This window comes from Serratia sp. CY84636, assembly GCF_052166245.1.
GTDB lineage: Bacteria > Pseudomonadota > Gammaproteobacteria > Enterobacterales > Enterobacteriaceae > Serratia > Serratia nevei.
In genome coordinates, this window is the sequence record NZ_JBJNOX010000002.1 from 916917 (window position 1) to 932463 (window position 15547).

Here is a 15547-nt window from a genome sequence, read left to right on the forward strand (position 1 = left end):
TACCCCTTAGTTCTTGCGGAACATCTTCAGCATGCGCTGAGTGACGGTGAACCCACCGAAAATATTGATGCTGGCGATCAGCACGGCGATAAAGGAGAGGAAACTCACCCAGCCACCGTGGCCGATCTGCAACAGCGCACCGACCACGATAATTCCTGAGATCGCGTTGGTGACCGACATCAACGGGGTATGCAGCGCATGGCTGACGTTCCAGACCACGTAGTAACCGACCACGCAGGCCAGCGCGAACACGGTAAAGTGCGACAGGAACTCTTTCGGCGCCGCATCCGCCAGCCAGCCGAACAGCAGGATCGCCAGGGCAATCAGGCCGTACTTCAGCCACGGCGAGGTCGGTTTGGCTTCGGGTTTGGCCACCGGTGCGGCGGCGGGCGCCGCTTTCGGCTGGGCGGAGACCTGAATCGGCGGCGCAGGCCAGGTGACTTCACCGCTGCGCACCACGGTAACGCCGCGGATCACCGTATCGTCGAAATCGATGTCGATCTCACCGTTTTTCTCTTTCGACAGCAGCTTCAGCAGGTTGACCAGGTTGGTGCCGTAAAGCTGCGAAGATTGCGTCGGCAAGCGGCTCGGCAGGTCGGTATAGCCGATGATTTTCACGCCGTTGTCGGTCACGGTAATGGTGTCGGCCACCGTCAGTTCGCAGTTGCCACCGGTTTGCGCCGCCAGATCGACGATCACGCTGCCCGGTTTCATCGACGCCACCATCTCTTTGGTGATCAGCTTCGGCGCCGGTTTACCCGGGATCAACGCGGTAGTGACGATGATATCTACCTCTGCCGCCTGCGCGGCGAACAACGCCATCTCGGCCTTGATAAAGGCTTCGGACATCACTTTGGCGTAGCCGTCGCCGCTGCCCGCTTCCTCTTCAAAATCCAGCTCGAGGAATTCCGCGCCCATGCTCTGCACCTGCTCTTTCACTTCCGGGCGGGTGTCGAAGGCGCGCACGATGGCACCGAGGCTGCCCGCGGCGCCGATCGCCGCCAGGCCGGCCACGCCGGCACCGATGATCATCACCTTGGCCGGCGGCACTTTGCCGGCGGCGGTGATCTGGCCGGTGAAGAAGCGGCCAAACTCATGCGCCGCTTCGACGATCGCGCGGTAGCCGGCGATGTTGGCCATCGAGCTCAGCGCATCCATCGACTGGGCGCGCGAGATGCGCGGTACCGAGTCCATCGCCAGCGCGGTGACGTTGCGCGCCGCCAGCTTGGCCATCAATTCGGGGTTTTGCGCCGGCCAGATAAAGCTGACCAGCGTGCTGCCTTCGCGCATCAAGGCGATCTCGTCGTCTTGCGGCGCGTTGACTTTCAGGATCAGATCCGACTGCCACACTTCGCTTTCGTCGACCAGCGCCGCACCGGCGGCTTCGTAGGCGACGTCCTCAAAACTGGCCAGTTTGCCCGCCCCGCGTTCAATCGCGACGGTAAAACCCAGCTTCAGCAGTTGTTCCACCGTTTTCGGCGTGGCTGCGACCCGGGCTTCATTGGCCAACCGCTCTCTTGGTACACCAATACGCATAATGTTCCCTTCTCACCTGTCTTGGATGATGTTTATTATTTTCCTGCCCATAGCATGACGCCAGCGGCGAGCGAGGCGTTAACTTGCCCGCACTGATTTCAGACGCCAACTATAACCTACTGAAAATAAGGTCGATGATCCATAATTGCTTACGCATTCAGCTCTGTTTTTACATAAAAACGCCGCGCGTGATATGACAAATCGCAATTTACCGTGAAAAAATCCATACAGAACAGCGTATTCTGCGTGACAAGAGGTTTACGCCCGGCGTAACGATTTATGGCCACGCGCGGCGAAAAAGCATAAAAGTTATCATTTTGTGAATAATTAACATTAATGACACCAGAGCCTTTATTATGGAAACTTATGACGATGGCGCCATCCGTGCGGCCCGCGCCACCGTCGGCGATTTGTCGCACGGGATAACATAAAATGCTGAGACAGTTTTCAGAATTACATGTAATAATCGACGGCTGAATTACACTTAAACAGTTCAGTACGTTATAAACGTTAATGCGCTAGGCGAAAGGATTTTTTATGAAGCTGAAGACCACGATCATCGCGTCAGCCTTGTTATCACTCACCGCGCTGTCTGCTCATGCGGCGCAAGAGTTAACTCCTGAGAAAGCAGCGGCGCTGAAGCCGTTTGATCGCATCACGATTACCGGCCGCTTCAATGCCATCAATGAAGCCGTCGACGCCGTATCCCGCCGTGCAGACAAACTGGGTGCCGATTCCTTCTATATCCAGGACAGCAACAACAGCAACAACGGCGGCAACTGGCGCGTCACCGCAGACCTTTATCATAAAGATGCGCCAGAAGTGAGCAAAACACCAAAATACCGCGTATTTAACGGCGTGAACGAACTGCCTAAAGATGAAGCCTATCTGCTGGAGCCTTACGATACCGTGAGCGTCAGCGGTTTCTACCGCAGCCAGCCGGACATCAACGACGCCATCTCCAAAGAAGCGAAGAAAAAAGGCGCTGCATCCTTCTTCATCGTGCGCCAGGTTGACGCCAACTCCGGCGGTAACCAGTTCGTCACCGCCTACATCTATAAGGCCGATGCGCCAAAACGCCGCGTGCAGAGCCCGGATGCCATTCCGGCCGATTCTGACGCCGGCCGCGCCGCACTGGCCGCCGGTGGCGCCGCTGCCGCGAAAGTCGAAATTCCTGGCGTCGCGTCTTCCGGTTCGCCAAGCCGCGACGTGGGCCGTTTCTTCGAAACCCAGTCCTCTACCGGCCAGCGCTATACCGTCACGCTGCCTAACGGCACCAAGATCCAGGAAGTGAACAACGTGACCGCCGCGCAGATGGTGCCGTTCGATTCCGTCACCTTCACCGGCCACTTCAACAGCATGACCGATGTCTCCACCGAAGTGGCGAAACGCGCGGCCGAGAAAGGCGCCAAGTACTACCACGTCACCCGTCAGTGGCAGAACAAGAGCGGCGGCAACCTGACCGTCAGCGCCGATCTGTTCAAATAAAACCCGCTTTTCGGTTTACCATCGGGCAGCCCTTGAGCTGCCCGTTTTTATTGCCGCTTTTTTCATCGCACGTTGAATAGTTTTTTGTAAATTCCGCATATTCAATCATTGCATCTCTAATCATCCCTCCGTAAAATTTGCGCCAATTTTTAGGGCTATTGTCTATTCGCGCAGTGGTTGTTAATACATTGTTGCCGCCAAGCAGTTCCCTCCCAGTTGTTTATTCTGCGTTCAGGATCCGTCATTGGAAAAAAAACTCGGTCTTACCGCGCTAACCGCTTTGGTGCTCAGCTCGATGCTGGGCGCCGGCGTGTTCAGTCTGCCGCAAAACATGGCGCAGGTCGCCAGCCCCGCCGCGCTGCTGCTGGGCTGGGGGATCACCGGCGTCGGCATTCTGTTTTTGGCCTTCGCCATGCTGCTGCTTACGCGTTTGCGTCCGGATCTGGACGGCGGCATCTTCACCTACGCCAAGGAAGGGTTCGGCGAGCTGGTGGGCTTCTGCTCCGCCTGGGGTTACTGGCTGTGCGCCGTGATCGCCAACGTCTCGTATCTGGTGATCGTGTTCGCGGCGCTGAGTATCTTCACCGATCGCGGCGGCAGCGTCATTCTCGGTGACGGCAATACCTGGCAGGCGCTGATCGCCGAATCCGCCCTGCTGTGGATCGTGCATGCGCTGGTGCTGCGCGGCGTGCAAACCGCGGCCAGCATCAATCTGGCGGCCACCCTGGCCAAGCTGCTGCCGCTGGGGATGTTCGCCGTTCTGGCGGCGATCGCCTTTAAAATGGACGTGTTCACGCTGGATTTCAAAGGCATCGCCCTCGGCAAGCCGGTGTGGGAACAGGTCAAGGACACCATGCTGATCACTCTGTGGGTGTTTATCGGCGTGGAAGGCGCCGTGGTGGTTTCCGCCCGCGCCCGCAATAAGAAAGACGTGGGCCGCGCCACCATGCTGGCGGTGCTGTCGGCGCTGGCGGTGTATCTGATGGTCACGTTGCTGTCGCTGGGCGTGGTGCCGCGCAGCGAACTGGCCGAAATGCGCAACCCGTCGATGGCGGTGCTGATGGTGGAACTGATCGGCCCGTGGGGAGACGTGCTTATCGCCGCCGGCCTGATCATTTCCGTGTGCGGCGCCTACCTGAGCTGGACTATCATGGCGGCCGAAGTGCCGCTGCTGGCCGCGCAGCACGGCGCGTTTCCGCGCGTGTTCGGCAAGCAGAACCGCCATCACGCCCCGTCCTCTTCGCTGTGGCTGACCAACATTGCAGTGCAGCTGGCGCTGGTGCTGATCTGGCTGACCGGCAGCAACTACAACTCGCTGTTGACCATCGCTTCAGAAATGATCCTGGTGCCTTACTTCCTGGTCGGCGCGTTTCTGTTCAAGGTGGCTTACCGCCGCCGCGACAAGCGCCTGATCTTCGCCGCGACCGGCGCCTGCGTCTATGGTTTGTGGCTGCTGTACGCGTCCGGGCTGATGCACCTGCTGATGTCGGTGCTGCTGTATGCGCCAGGGCTGTTGGTGTTCATGTATGCCCGCCGCGGCCACCGGGATATCAATCTGCTGAATCGCCTGGAAAAGAGCAGCATCTTCTTGCTGCTGGTGGCCACGCTGCCTGCCGGCTGGTTTATGTTGCACTAACATCGTCTGCCAATGCGGCTGCCCTGCAGCCGCATTTCGTTTCGCCGCTTCCCTCTTTTTTACCTCTCTCCCCGTTGTTGATCGGTCAATTGCCATGCTTGCGATCTTAAATGCAATTAATTATCATTATCATTTATAGCATCACCGGCAGGACACAGGTGAGGCCCCCGATGGCAAACATCAGGAGGTCTTGTTAAGACAGGCTGAAAATGGAAGGCATTTCATGGCTGAAAAACTGCTGCACGCACTCCCCCTGTTTGCCGCCTGGGAAGCGCTGATCGCCGAAGGCAACACGGCGTTCAATCAGCAACGCGATCGCCTGGCAATGACGCACTATCAACAGGCGCTGGAAGTCGCTCAGGCGATCCTCGCCGAGAAACCCTGGTTAAATGCGGACTATACCGCCAGATTTGAAGCGCTGAATATTTTCGAGTCAGCCCTTGCCGCGCTGATCGTCACGTTCAACAACATGACCCATCTGCGCCTGCGGCAAAAGCCCCTGCGCGGCGTTGAGCCGCACGTGCATCAGGCCCGGCTCGCCATCGAGCAGGTGATGGACGATACCTCGCTGTGCGAACAGATGCAGCAGGTCGCCGAACGGCACCTGCTGCGTTTCCGAATAGAGACGCTGCAGGTGCTACGCGAACACCGGCTGCCGGAAACCAGCGTCTGCGCACCCACGGTAAACCATTCCGCCACCGTGCATTAACAACGACACCACGACCTGAGGGGTAATCTGCCAATGAATGAATTGAATGACGACATGAAGAAAATGCTGGCCAAACAGCTGCCTGTACAGGCAACCAGCAGCCCGAACGGCGTGCCCGATATCGGCCCCAAACGTTCTCTGCGCCTCTATGATGACCGTACGCTGATTTACAACGAAAATACCGGTGGCCAGACGCTGCAAAATATCAGGGAGGGATCGAAAATGGCCGTCGTGGTCATCGACCGCGAGGCGCTGGACGGTTACCGCTTCGTCGGCACCCCGGAACTGTTCCTGGCGGGCAAGCCGTTTGACGACGCGTTGGCATTTGCAGAAAAAAATGGAATGAAGCCGCCGAAATACGCGGTGCTCATTCATATAGACAGTATTTATACCCTGCGCTCCGGCCCCAATGCCGGGACCCGGCTTTAAAGGCAGGCCGATACGTAGCGCGGAATTTCACGTTCATGGTTAGGCCATCGCGGTCAGTCAATTGCCTAACCATGAACGGGCGGCCGGTCGATGCAACCGGTCAGCTTTTAGGGGGAATGGTGACGGTCATACGCTCACCCACCAGGGCAATCGCGATGCCTTCCGCGCACTCTTTCTGAATGGCCGCCAGCTGTTGAGTCTCCAGCGCATAGGGAAGCTGAATATCAAACACCGTCAGGCCCTGCTGCTGCGCCAGGTCAATCAGGCGCACGATATTGGTTTCATCGCTGACCTGCGTTGACACCACCTGCAGCGCCAGCTCTTTCAACTGCTCTTTGCGCGTTTGTGACGTGGTCACGCGCGATTTCAACACCATGCCGAAGATCGGCATCACACCATAAATAGCATCAACAAAGCGCCAGTGCTTCCTGCACGATGCGGACAGAAAATCCATGTAGTCGAAACAGATTTTCTCACTGCGCGCGATGGATGCAAGGTGATTGCTGTTCATCCCCTCATTCCTCTCATGGCCAGTGTTAACCCGTGGTCTTTCAAGCCGCCGCCGGGCGACAACCTGAAATGCATTGGGGATCTTACATCCAGAAATGGATAATCATGCGAAGCTTTAACGACTTTCCGCCGTATAATGGCATAATTCCCCTATTGTTTGCCAGTCTGTCCAGGAGCTTTAATCAATGGAACACCCCAACTCTGCCCCGGTGCTGATTACCGGCGGCGCGCGGCGCATCGGGCTGGCGCTCGCCAAAGCGTTTCTCGAGCGCGGCGTTCCCGTCATCATCGCCTATCGCAGCGAATATCCGGCGATGGCCGAGTTGAAAACCTTGGGCGCCTGCTGCATTCAGGGCGACTTTTCCACGCACGAAGGCATCTACCTTTTCGCCGATCGGGTGCGGCAGGTGGCACCCAAACTGCGCGCGGTGATCCACAACGCCAGCGCCTGGCAGGCCGAGTCGCCGGAGGTGCCGCCGGAGCAGGTAATGGCGGCGATGCTGCAGATTCACGTCTATACGCCCTATTTGCTCAATCAACTGCTCGAATCCTGCCTGACCGGCCAGGGCCAGGCCGGTGCCGACATCATCCATCTGACCGACTACGTGGTGGAAAAAGGCAGCGACAAACACATCGCCTATGCCGCCAGCAAGGCCGCGCTGGACAATATGACCCGATCGTTTGCCCGCAAGCTGGCGCCGGAGGTCAAGGTCAACGCCATCGCGCCGGCGCTGATCATCTTCAATGCGGGCGACGATGAGGCCTATCGCCAGCAGGCGTTGGCGAAGTCGCTGATGAAGGTCGCGCCGGGCGAGAGCGAAGTGGTCAACCTGGTGAACTACCTGCTGGAGAGCCGCTACGTGACCGGCCGCACCCACGGCGTCGACGGCGGGCGGCCGCTGCGCTGACGCAAAGATCCGCATGGCGCATCCTCGCGGGCCGCGCTATGCTGAAATCCGCTTTTCTTATTAAAACACGGGCATATGCATAAAATTGTTTTTGTGGAAGACGATCCTGAAGTCGGCAAACTGATCGCCGCCTATCTGGGCAAACACGACATCGAGGTGCTGATCGAACCGCGCGGCGACAGCGCGCAGGCGCGCATCGAGCGCGAGCAACCCGATTTGGTGCTGCTGGACATCATGCTGCCCGGCAAAGACGGCATGACGCTGTGCCGCGATCTGCGCCCCACCTTCCCCGGCCCGATTGTGCTGCTCACCTCGCTCGACAGCGACATGAACCATATCCTGTCGCTGGAGATGGGCGCCAACGACTATATCCTGAAAACCACGCCGCCGGCGGTGTTGCTGGCGCGCCTGCGTTTGCACCTGCGCCAACACAGCCAGCAGCCGAAAGAAGAGTCGGTTCAGCCGCTCACCCAGCACAACGCGCTGCATTTCGGGCTATTGTGCATCGATCCCGTCAACCGGCAGGTCACGCTGGGTGAAGAAACCGTCACTCTGTCCACCTCGGATTTCGATTTGCTGTGGGAACTGGCGACCCACGCCGGGCAGATCATGGATCGCGAGGCGCTGCTGCAAAACCTGCGCGGCGTGAGCTATGACGGTATGGACCGCAGCATAGACGTGGCGATCTCCCGCCTGCGACGCAAACTGTACGACAATGCGCTGGAGCCGTTCCGTATCAAGACCGTGCGCAATAAAGGTTATCTGTTCGCCCCGAACGCCTGGGCATCGGTGCAACAATGAGAAAACTTTTCGTCCAGTTCTTCCTGTTGCTGTTCGTCTGTTTTCTGGTGATGGCGATGCTGGTCGGCCTGGTGTACAAAGTGACCGCCGAGCGCGCTGGCCGCCAGTCGATGGACGACCTGATGAAAAGTTCGCTGTACCTGATGCGCAGCGAGCTGCGCGAAATCCCGCTGAAGGACTGGAACAAGACCATCGCCACGCTGGATCTCAACCTGTCGTTCAAGCTGCATATCGAGCCGCTCGGCAAACAGGCGCTGAGCGAGGATCTGAAAAAACGGCTGCGGCTGGGGGAAATCATCGCCCTCGACGATCAGTACACCTTTATGCAGCGCATTCCGCGCAGCCACTACGTGTTGGTGGTCGGCCCCATTCCTTATCTGTTCTATCTGCATCAGATGCGCCTGCTGGATCTGGTGTTGCTGGTGTTTATCGGCATGTCGCTGGCGCTGCCGGTGTTTCTGTGGATGCGGCCGCACTGGCAAGACCTGCTCAAGCTGGAAAACGCCGCCCAGCGGCTCGGCGCCGGGCATCTGGATGAACGTACCCACTTCGATCCCACCTCCAGCCTGAGCCGGCTCGGCGTGGCGTTCAACCAGATGGCCGACAACGTCAACACCCTGATCGCCAGCAAGAAACAGCTGATCGACGGCATCGCCCACGAGCTGCGCACGCCGCTGGTGCGCCTGCGTTACCGGCTCGAAATGAGCGATAACCTGTCCGAAAGCGAACAGCAGGCGCTGAACCGCGATATCGGCCAGCTGGAGTCGCTGATCGACGAGCTGCTGACCTATGCCCGTCTGGACCGTCCGCAGGTTGCGTTAAACATTGAACCCATCGATCTGCCAAAGTGGCTCGAGGACAAGGTCGATGATATCCGTCTTATTCATCAGGAACGCGACATCCAGCTCGATATCCCGCACGTCGGCGACTTCGGCGGCGTCGATCTGCGCCTGATGGAGCGCGTGCTCGACAACCTGGTCAACAACGCGCTGCGCTATTCCGAACAGCGTCTGCGCGTGGGCCTGTGGTTTGACGGCGACCTCGCCTGCCTGCAGGTCGAGGATGACGGGCCGGGCATCCCGCCGGAAGAGCGCGAACGGGTGTTTGAACCTTTCGTTCGTCTCGACCCCAGCCGCGATCGCGCTACCGGCGGCTGCGGGTTGGGGCTGGCCATCGTCCATTCCATCGCCGTCGCCTACCAGGGACAGGTGTTCGTCGAAGGCAGTTCGCTCGGCGGCGCCAGCTTCCGTTTCTGCTGGCCGGTGAAGCCGACATTCAGTTTAAAAGCCGATCTGGCGTAATACCGCCGGACCTTCTCATTGGAGCCGAATAATAATGACATCTGCACATTCCAACACGTCTGCTTACGATCACCTGCGCGCCCTGTTCAGCCGGCTGTCGCGTTTCGGCCACCTGTCCGCCATCGCCGGTTGGGACATGCAAACCATGATGCCACCGGGCGGCAGCAAGGCGCGCTCCGAAGCGCTGGCCGAGCTGAGCGTGCTGCAGCACCAGATTTTAACGGCACAAAGCACCGGCGAGCTGTTGGATCGCGCACAGCAAGAGACGCTGGACGAACTCGATCGCGCCAACCTGCGCGAAATGCGCCGCCAATATGAAGACGCCGTGCTGCTGCCGGCGTCGCTGGTCGAAGCCAAGTCGCTCGCCGGCGCGCGCTGCGAACACGCCTGGCGCGCCCAGCGCCCGGCCAACGATTGGGACGGTTTCGTCGAGAACCTGCGCGAGGTGGTCAAGCTCAGTCGGGAAGAGGCGCAGATCCGCGCACAGGCGGCCGGCACCAGCTGTTACGACGCCCTGCTCAACCTGTATGAACCGGGCATGCGCAGCAGCGATCTCGACCGCATCTTCGGCGATCTGAAAACCTGGCTGCCGGATCTGCTGCAGCGCGTGGTGGCCAAACAGGCCAATGAGCCTTGCCAGACGCCGCAGGGCCCGTTCAATGTGGACACCCAGCGCCAGCTGAGCCTCAGCGTGATGAAACTGCTCGGTTTCAACTTCGACAACGGCCGCGTCGACGTCAGCGCCCACCCGTTCTGCGGCGGCGTGCCGGAAGATGTGCGCATCACCACCCGTTACAACGAGAAAGAGTTTTTGACCGCGCTGCTCGGCATCGTGCATGAAACCGGCCACGCCCGCTACGAGCAGAATCTGCCGCGCGATCTGCTCGGCCAGCCGGTCGCCCTGGCCCGTTCCACCGCTATCCACGAATCGCAGAGCCTGCTGTTCGAAATGCAGCTGGCGCGCGGCAATGAATTCCTGAAAATCTTGCGTCCGCTGGTTACCGCGCAGTTTGGCGAACAGCCGGCGCTGGAAGAAGCCAACTTCATTCGCCTCAACCAGCGCGTTAAACCGGGCCTGATCCGCGTCGACGCCGACGAGGTGAGCTATCCTGCCCACGTCATCCTGCGCTACGAAATTGAAAAAGCGCTGATCGAAGGCGATATCGAAGTGGAAGACATTCCGGCGCTGTGGAATGAGAAGATGCATGCTTACCTCGGCCTCGACACCATCGGCAACTACCGCAACGGCTGCATGCAGGACATTCACTGGACCGACGGCGCTTTCGGCTACTTCCCGACGTACACGCTCGGCGCGATGTACGCCGCGCAGCTGTTCCACAGCGTGCGTCAGGCCCTGCCTTCTCTCGGCGAGGACATCGCCGCCGGCAATCTGCAGCCGCTGTTCCACTGGCTGCAGCACAACATCTGGCGCCACGGCAGCCGTTTCCCGACCGAGACGCTGATCGCCAACGCAACCGGCGAAGCGCTCAACCCACGCTATTTCCGTCAGCATTTGGAAAACCGCTACCTGTAATCTCCGCTGGCGCGGCCCTGCCGCGCCCTTTTCCCGCCTGCAAGACCGGATAATGCTTCATAACGCACGTTCTGTGCCGACATCGCCTTGGCTACAGAGTGGCGGGTGGTCTCCCTCCATTTGTATGTTGTAACTAAAATAGCAAAAAATGCCGGCGTTCCGGCCTCTCATCCCAGCGCATGACGGGCGATCATCGCCGCCAGCTGCGGCCTCAACGGGGACGGCAGGTCATGCCCCATGCCCGGCATAATATGTAATCTGGCGTTGGCGACCGCGCGGGCGATCGCCACCCCGCCCGCCTTGCGCACCAGCCGATCGCGATCGCCGTGAATGACCAGCGTCGGCGCGGCAATGCGCCGGCTGTAGCGACGCAGGTCGCCGCTGCCGAGCAACGCGGAAAGTTGCCGCTGCATGCCTTCCGGATCCACGCCCCGCTTTAACAGCCGATGCACCAACGCATCCAGCTCCGCCTCCTCCGGCGGGTAAAACCGGGTGCCGAGCGCGCGCAGGAAGGCTTTCATCCCCTCGCGGCGTTGCTGCAGCGTCAGATCGGCCGCAGGCCGGCGCACCAACAGCCACAGCAGCGAAGGTGCCGGCGGCGGCAACAGCGGTTGATTGGTGCTGGAGAACAAGATGCACAACGAGGCGACACGCTGCGGATAGTCGGCGGCCAGCACCTGCGCGATCATGCCACCCATCGAGGCGCCCAAGACGTGGGCCTGTGGGATACGCAGGTGATCGAGCAGATGCGTCGCGTCCGCCGCCATGTCCGCCAGGGTATAAGGCACCGGCGTTTGCCAACCGAGCTGGGCGCGCAGCATCAGCAGCCACAACGGTTGCGTGCGTTGCGCCTGCGTTTTGCCGGAAAGGCCAACGTCGCGGTTGTCATAACGGATCACCCGAAATCCCTTGGCCACCAGGGCGCGGCAGAAATCGTCAGGCCACAGCAGCAGCTGTGCACCGATGCCCATGATGAGCAGCAGCGGCGGGTGCGCCTCATCGCCCCAGTCCTCATAGGCCAGCGGCACCTCGCCCTGTTCAGTCACGCCACAGCGAATCGTTATCTCTTTCATTTTAAATCCCTTTTATCGCGCATGGCGGTCATTATAGCAGCAATCCCCCTTGCCGCCGCCGCCCTGTACATTAGGTTACAAGCCGAAACCAATCACTCACGGAAAGCCGGGCGCCGTTTGCCTACTATCATCTCAACGGCCCCGCAGTGGGGTTGATACCCAAAAGTCATGTTGAGGATTCTGCGATGAAAAAAGTATTAGCTCTGGTTGTTGCCGCTGCAATGGGTCTGTCTTCCGTGGCTTTCGCTGCCGAGGCTGCCACCACCGCACCTGCGGCTACCGCAACCACCGCCACCGCTGCGCCGGCTAAAGCTCAGGTGAAACACCACGGCAAGAAAGCCCCGGTTCAGAAAGCTCAGGCGGCCAAAAAGCATCACAAAAAAGCCGGTAAGAAAGCCCCGGCTCAAAAAGCCCAGGCGGCTAAAAAGCACCACAAGAAAGCCAGCCACAAAAAAGCGTAATGACGTGAGGGTCCCCTCACCGCTTCAGGCTTGACGTGTACGACACCCGGTTCGCCGGGTGTTTTTTCATCGGGGGGTTCTCATTGATGCTGCGCCGCTACCTGTTCGAGATCGTTCTGACCGCCCTGATCCTTTGTGGACTGATCGCCGTCTTTTTTTACCTGTAGCCTGCCGCGTCGCCGGCGGGAAATTATTGAAAAATCAATTATTGCCCATCCACATGGCTGCTAAATCAGTCTATAGTTAGCATTCAGTGTGTTTATGGATGATCCGTATTTGTCAGGCAAGAGATCTATGCGCATATCCGTTTTACTGTTGCTGTGCTCACTCCCGCTCATCGCTGCTCAGGCGGCACGCGCCGACGGCCCGTCCAAGGCCGAGCAAACGCGTCTGTTTTTCGGCAAAGATGAACGAATCAAGGTCACGGATACCGCCGCCCAGCCGTGGCAGGCCATCGGCCAGGTCGAAACCGCCAGCGGCAATCTGTGCACCGCCACGCTGATCTCCCCGCACCTGGCGTTGACCGCCGGCCACTGCGTGCTGGCGCCGCCCGGACAACTGGATAAAGCCATCGCGCTACGCTTCGTGGCAGGCGATAAATCCTGGCAGTATCAAACCGGCAATATCGAGACACTGGTCGACAGCAAACTGGGCAAAAAGCTGAAGCCGGACGGTGATGGCTGGATCGTGCCGCCCGCCGCCGCCGCCTATGACTTTGCGCTGATCCGTCTGAAAGACAAAAAGCCGCTGCCGATCGCACCGTTGCCGCTGTGGCAAGGCGACAGCAAGGCGCTGACCCAGGCCCTGAAACAGGCCAAACGGCTGATTACTCAGGCGGGTTACCCGGAAGATCATCTGGATGACCTTTACAGCCACCAAAACTGCAAGGTGACCGGCTGGGCCCAGCAAGGCGTACTGTCGCACCAATGTGATACCCTGCCCGGCGACAGCGGTTCACCGCTGCTGTTGAAAACCGCCGACGGCTGGCAGCTGATCGCCATCCAAAGTTCGGCGCCGGCGGCGAAAGATCGCTATCGCGCCGATAACCGCGCCCTGGCGGTGCCCGGCATCCGCGAAGCGCTGGACGCCCTGGCCGCAGGCAAATAATCCTCTCTCAGCGGCGCATTATGCGCCGTTGTGCTTTTCAGCCCCCTTGCATATAGCGCCGCGGCGTGGTGCCGGTGAACTGACGGAAAAAGGCGATAAACGCGCTGTCGCTGGAAAACCCCAACCGCTGCGCCACCGCGCTGACCGACGGCAACGTCGCCAGCAGTTCGATCGCACGCATCAACCGCCACTGCTGGCACCACTGCTGATAGCTCAGGCCGGTTTCCCGCACAAACAGCCGCGTCAACGTTTTGGCGTGCAGATTCAAGCGCTGCGCCAACGCCGCCAACCCCGGCAACTCGTCACTCTCCGGCAGCGTGGCCAGCCAGGCGGCAAGACGCCTATCCTGTGGCAGCCGCAGCTGGGTATTCTCGCGCTGCGCCTCGCTCAGCTCATTGATCAGCACCGCCAGCAAATCGCGCGCCTGGGGCTGCGCCAACGCAGAGTCCAGCGGCCAGTGCGCGATGCGCTCGACGATCGCCGCCAGCAGCGGGTTCACCGCCAGCACCGCAGCCTGTGGCTGCATGGCGGCGGTCAGCACCGGGTCGAAATACAGCGAGCGATACGCGACGCGGCCGCGCAGCTGCACCCGATGCGCAATGCCGCCCGGTATCCAGACGCCGCGCGTCGGCGGCAGAATCAGCCACTGCTGCGCCAACGTGACCGTCATGCACCCCTGCGGCGCATACAGCAGCTGCGAGCGCTGATGCCAATGCAGCCCGGAGTCGTGCTCCGCCAGTTCGGCCGCAATGCCGAGCACCGGCGCCGGCAGCCGATCCGGGTCGAACGGGTGATACTGTTGAATCAGCGCCATCAGATTGTCCTATATCCGTTGTTTTTTGTCCTAATGATTGTAATCGAACAAAGCGTCGCTCCCTATACTGGCCGCATTAACTTTTAGGGAGAATGTGCATCATGCAACGCTTATCTTTACCGCTGCTCGTCACCGCCATCATGACGCCGCAGATCCTGGAAACGCTGTACAGCCCGGCGCTTACCGCCATCCGCAGCGATTTCGGCATCAGCGCCGCGCAGGCCGGGCAGACGTTATCCATCTATTTCTTCGCCTTCGCCCTCGGCGTCGCCTTTTGGGGAGCCTTCTGCGATCGATTCGGCCGCCGTCCGGCGATGCTGGCCGGCCTGGCGCTCTATCTGGTCGGCGCCGGCATCGCGCTGCTGAGCGGCAACTTCACGCTGTTGCTGGCCGCCCGCGCGCTGATCGCCTTCGGTGCCGCGGTCGGTTCCATCGTCACGCAAACCATGCTGCGTGACGTCTATCAAGGCCCGGCGCTGGGGCGCATGTTCGCGCTGGTCGGCATCGCGCTTTCCATCAGCCCGCTGCTGGGAATGTTTGCCGGCGGCGCGCTGGTCGCCTGGGGCGGCAGCGCGGCAGTCTTCATCGCACAGGCGGCCTGGGCGCTGGCGCTGCTGCTGTGGAGCTACGGCACATTGCCGGAAACGCGGCAGCGGCAGACCGCAACGGCCGCCGCACCGGGCATTGCCCTGACGACGATATTGCGCGATCGGCACATCTGGTGTTCGGCACTGCTGGTCGCCAGCTTCAATATCATGGTGTTCAGCTACTTCAGCCTGGCGCCATTCATGTTCGAAAGGCTGGGATTGAGCAGCCAACAGTTTGGCTACTCGGGCGCGATGCTGGCGCTGGGTAGCCTGGCGGGAGCGCTGTTGAACCGCCACCTGCTGGCGCGCGGCGTCAGCGCCAAGCGTCAGATCCTGCTGGGCGGGTTGCTGGCGGTGGCCAGCGGCGTGGCATTGTTCTGGTGGCAACACAGCCTGTGGATGCTGCTTCCCTGCGCGCTGGCGATGCTGGCGTTCGGGTTGGCTATCCCGAATGTGCTGAGCCAGGCGCTGACCCGCTACCGGGAGCAACTCGGCACTGCCGGCGCGTTATTCGGGCTGCTGTACTATCTGCTGATCGGCCTGGGGTTGACGATCGCGGCACGCGGGCAGGATTTGGCCGCCACGCTGCTGCTGTGCGGCCTGTTGAGCCTGTGGTGTGCCGGCCGCTTGCCGGCCGGCCGGCACACCTGAGC

At 60.3% G+C, this 15547-nt stretch carries 16 protein-coding genes; 11 read left to right on the forward strand and 5 right to left on the reverse strand.

Features of this window, described 5'->3' with window-relative positions; translation table 11 throughout:
• Nucleotides 1-6: 6 nt before the first annotated feature.
• Entirely contained in the window at nucleotides 7-1536 is a 1530-nt protein-coding gene (gene pntA / locus ACJ8QI_RS08860) for a Re/Si-specific NAD(P)(+) transhydrogenase subunit alpha (RefSeq protein ID WP_084827742.1), read from the reverse strand.
• 149 nt (nucleotides 1537-1685) lie between these two features.
• Nucleotides 1686-1955 (reverse strand): hypothetical protein, encoded by a 270-nt coding sequence (locus ACJ8QI_RS08865; RefSeq protein WP_442532391.1) that lies wholly within the window; start codon nucleotides 1953-1955, stop codon nucleotides 1686-1688.
• Nucleotides 1956-2073: 118 nt separating this feature from the next.
• Here ACJ8QI_RS08865 and ydgH point away from each other — a divergent pair, with 118 nt between their 5' ends.
• The 4 genes from ydgH to ACJ8QI_RS08885 all read left to right on the forward strand — a co-directional run bounded on the left by ydgH (nucleotide 2074) and on the right by ACJ8QI_RS08885 (nucleotide 5798).
• Complete coding sequence (gene ydgH / locus ACJ8QI_RS08870; RefSeq protein WP_049198294.1) at nucleotides 2074-3024, forward strand: DUF1471 family protein YdgH; 951 nt, start codon at nucleotides 2074-2076, stop codon at nucleotides 3022-3024.
• 244 nt (nucleotides 3025-3268) lie between these two features.
• Entirely contained in the window at nucleotides 3269-4660 is a 1392-nt protein-coding gene (locus tag ACJ8QI_RS08875) for an amino acid permease (RefSeq protein ID WP_047730635.1), read from the forward strand.
• 223 nt (nucleotides 4661-4883) lie between these two features.
• Complete coding sequence (locus ACJ8QI_RS08880; RefSeq protein WP_060439851.1) at nucleotides 4884-5369, forward strand: hypothetical protein; 486 nt, start codon at nucleotides 4884-4886, stop codon at nucleotides 5367-5369.
• A gap of 33 nt (nucleotides 5370-5402) precedes the next feature.
• The gene (locus ACJ8QI_RS08885) at nucleotides 5403-5798 is read left to right on the forward strand and encodes a pyridoxamine 5'-phosphate oxidase family protein (protein ID WP_060418640.1); all 396 of its coding nucleotides are present in this window, start codon (nucleotides 5403-5405) and stop codon (nucleotides 5796-5798) included.
• Nucleotides 5799-5898: 100 nt separating this feature from the next.
• Here ACJ8QI_RS08885 and ACJ8QI_RS08890 read toward each other — a convergent pair whose 3' ends face one another.
• The gene (locus tag ACJ8QI_RS08890; RefSeq protein WP_038880297.1) at nucleotides 5899-6309 is read right to left on the reverse strand and encodes a hypothetical protein; all 411 of its coding nucleotides are present in this window, start codon (nucleotides 6307-6309) and stop codon (nucleotides 5899-5901) included.
• Between the two features lie 184 nt (nucleotides 6310-6493).
• Here ACJ8QI_RS08890 and folM point away from each other — a divergent pair, with 184 nt between their 5' ends.
• From folM to ACJ8QI_RS08910, 4 genes are all read left to right on the forward strand, one after another.
• Complete coding sequence (gene folM, locus ACJ8QI_RS08895) at nucleotides 6494-7216, forward strand: dihydromonapterin reductase (protein ID WP_060418637.1); 723 nt, start codon at nucleotides 6494-6496, stop codon at nucleotides 7214-7216.
• A 75-nt stretch (nucleotides 7217-7291) separates the two neighbouring features.
• A complete protein-coding gene (gene rstA / locus ACJ8QI_RS08900; protein WP_049198289.1) occupies nucleotides 7292-8017 on the forward strand; it encodes a two-component system response regulator RstA in 726 nt (241 codons plus the stop codon).
• Entirely contained in the window at nucleotides 8014-9318 is a 1305-nt protein-coding gene (rstB, locus tag ACJ8QI_RS08905; protein ID WP_049198288.1) for a two-component system sensor histidine kinase RstB, read from the forward strand. Before rstA ends, rstB begins: the two co-directional genes overlap by 4 nt.
• A gap of 34 nt (nucleotides 9319-9352) precedes the next feature.
• On the forward strand, nucleotides 9353-10852 hold the full coding sequence (locus tag ACJ8QI_RS08910) for a carboxypeptidase M32 (protein WP_197658197.1): 1500 nt from the start codon (nucleotides 9353-9355) through the stop codon (nucleotides 10850-10852).
• 167 nt (nucleotides 10853-11019) lie between these two features.
• Here the strand turns inward: ACJ8QI_RS08910 and ACJ8QI_RS08915 are convergent, their stop codons facing one another.
• The gene (locus ACJ8QI_RS08915) at nucleotides 11020-11925 is read right to left on the reverse strand and encodes an alpha/beta fold hydrolase (RefSeq protein ID WP_087762739.1); all 906 of its coding nucleotides are present in this window, start codon (nucleotides 11923-11925) and stop codon (nucleotides 11020-11022) included.
• A 185-nt stretch (nucleotides 11926-12110) separates the two neighbouring features.
• Here ACJ8QI_RS08915 and asr point away from each other — a divergent pair, with 185 nt between their 5' ends.
• Together asr and ACJ8QI_RS08925 are read left to right on the forward strand one after the other, a co-directional pair.
• Complete coding sequence (gene asr / locus ACJ8QI_RS08920) at nucleotides 12111-12386, forward strand: acid resistance repetitive basic protein Asr (protein ID WP_025302975.1); 276 nt, start codon at nucleotides 12111-12113, stop codon at nucleotides 12384-12386.
• A 294-nt stretch (nucleotides 12387-12680) separates the two neighbouring features.
• Complete coding sequence (locus tag ACJ8QI_RS08925) at nucleotides 12681-13493, forward strand: trypsin-like serine peptidase (protein ID WP_049198285.1); 813 nt, start codon at nucleotides 12681-12683, stop codon at nucleotides 13491-13493.
• Between the two features lie 37 nt (nucleotides 13494-13530).
• Here the strand turns inward: ACJ8QI_RS08925 and ACJ8QI_RS08930 are convergent, their stop codons facing one another.
• Nucleotides 13531-14307 carry an AraC family transcriptional regulator gene (locus ACJ8QI_RS08930; RefSeq protein ID WP_442532392.1) on the reverse strand — a complete coding sequence of 259 codons (777 nt, stop codon included), beginning with the start codon at nucleotides 14305-14307 and terminating at the stop codon, nucleotides 13531-13533.
• A gap of 101 nt (nucleotides 14308-14408) precedes the next feature.
• On the opposite strand from ACJ8QI_RS08930, the gene ACJ8QI_RS08935 reads away from it, so the two are divergent.
• Nucleotides 14409-15545, forward strand: a complete 1137-nt coding sequence (locus tag ACJ8QI_RS08935) for an MFS transporter (protein ID WP_442532393.1) — start codon at nucleotides 14409-14411, stop codon at nucleotides 15543-15545.
• Nucleotides 15546-15547: the final 2 nt, after the last annotated feature.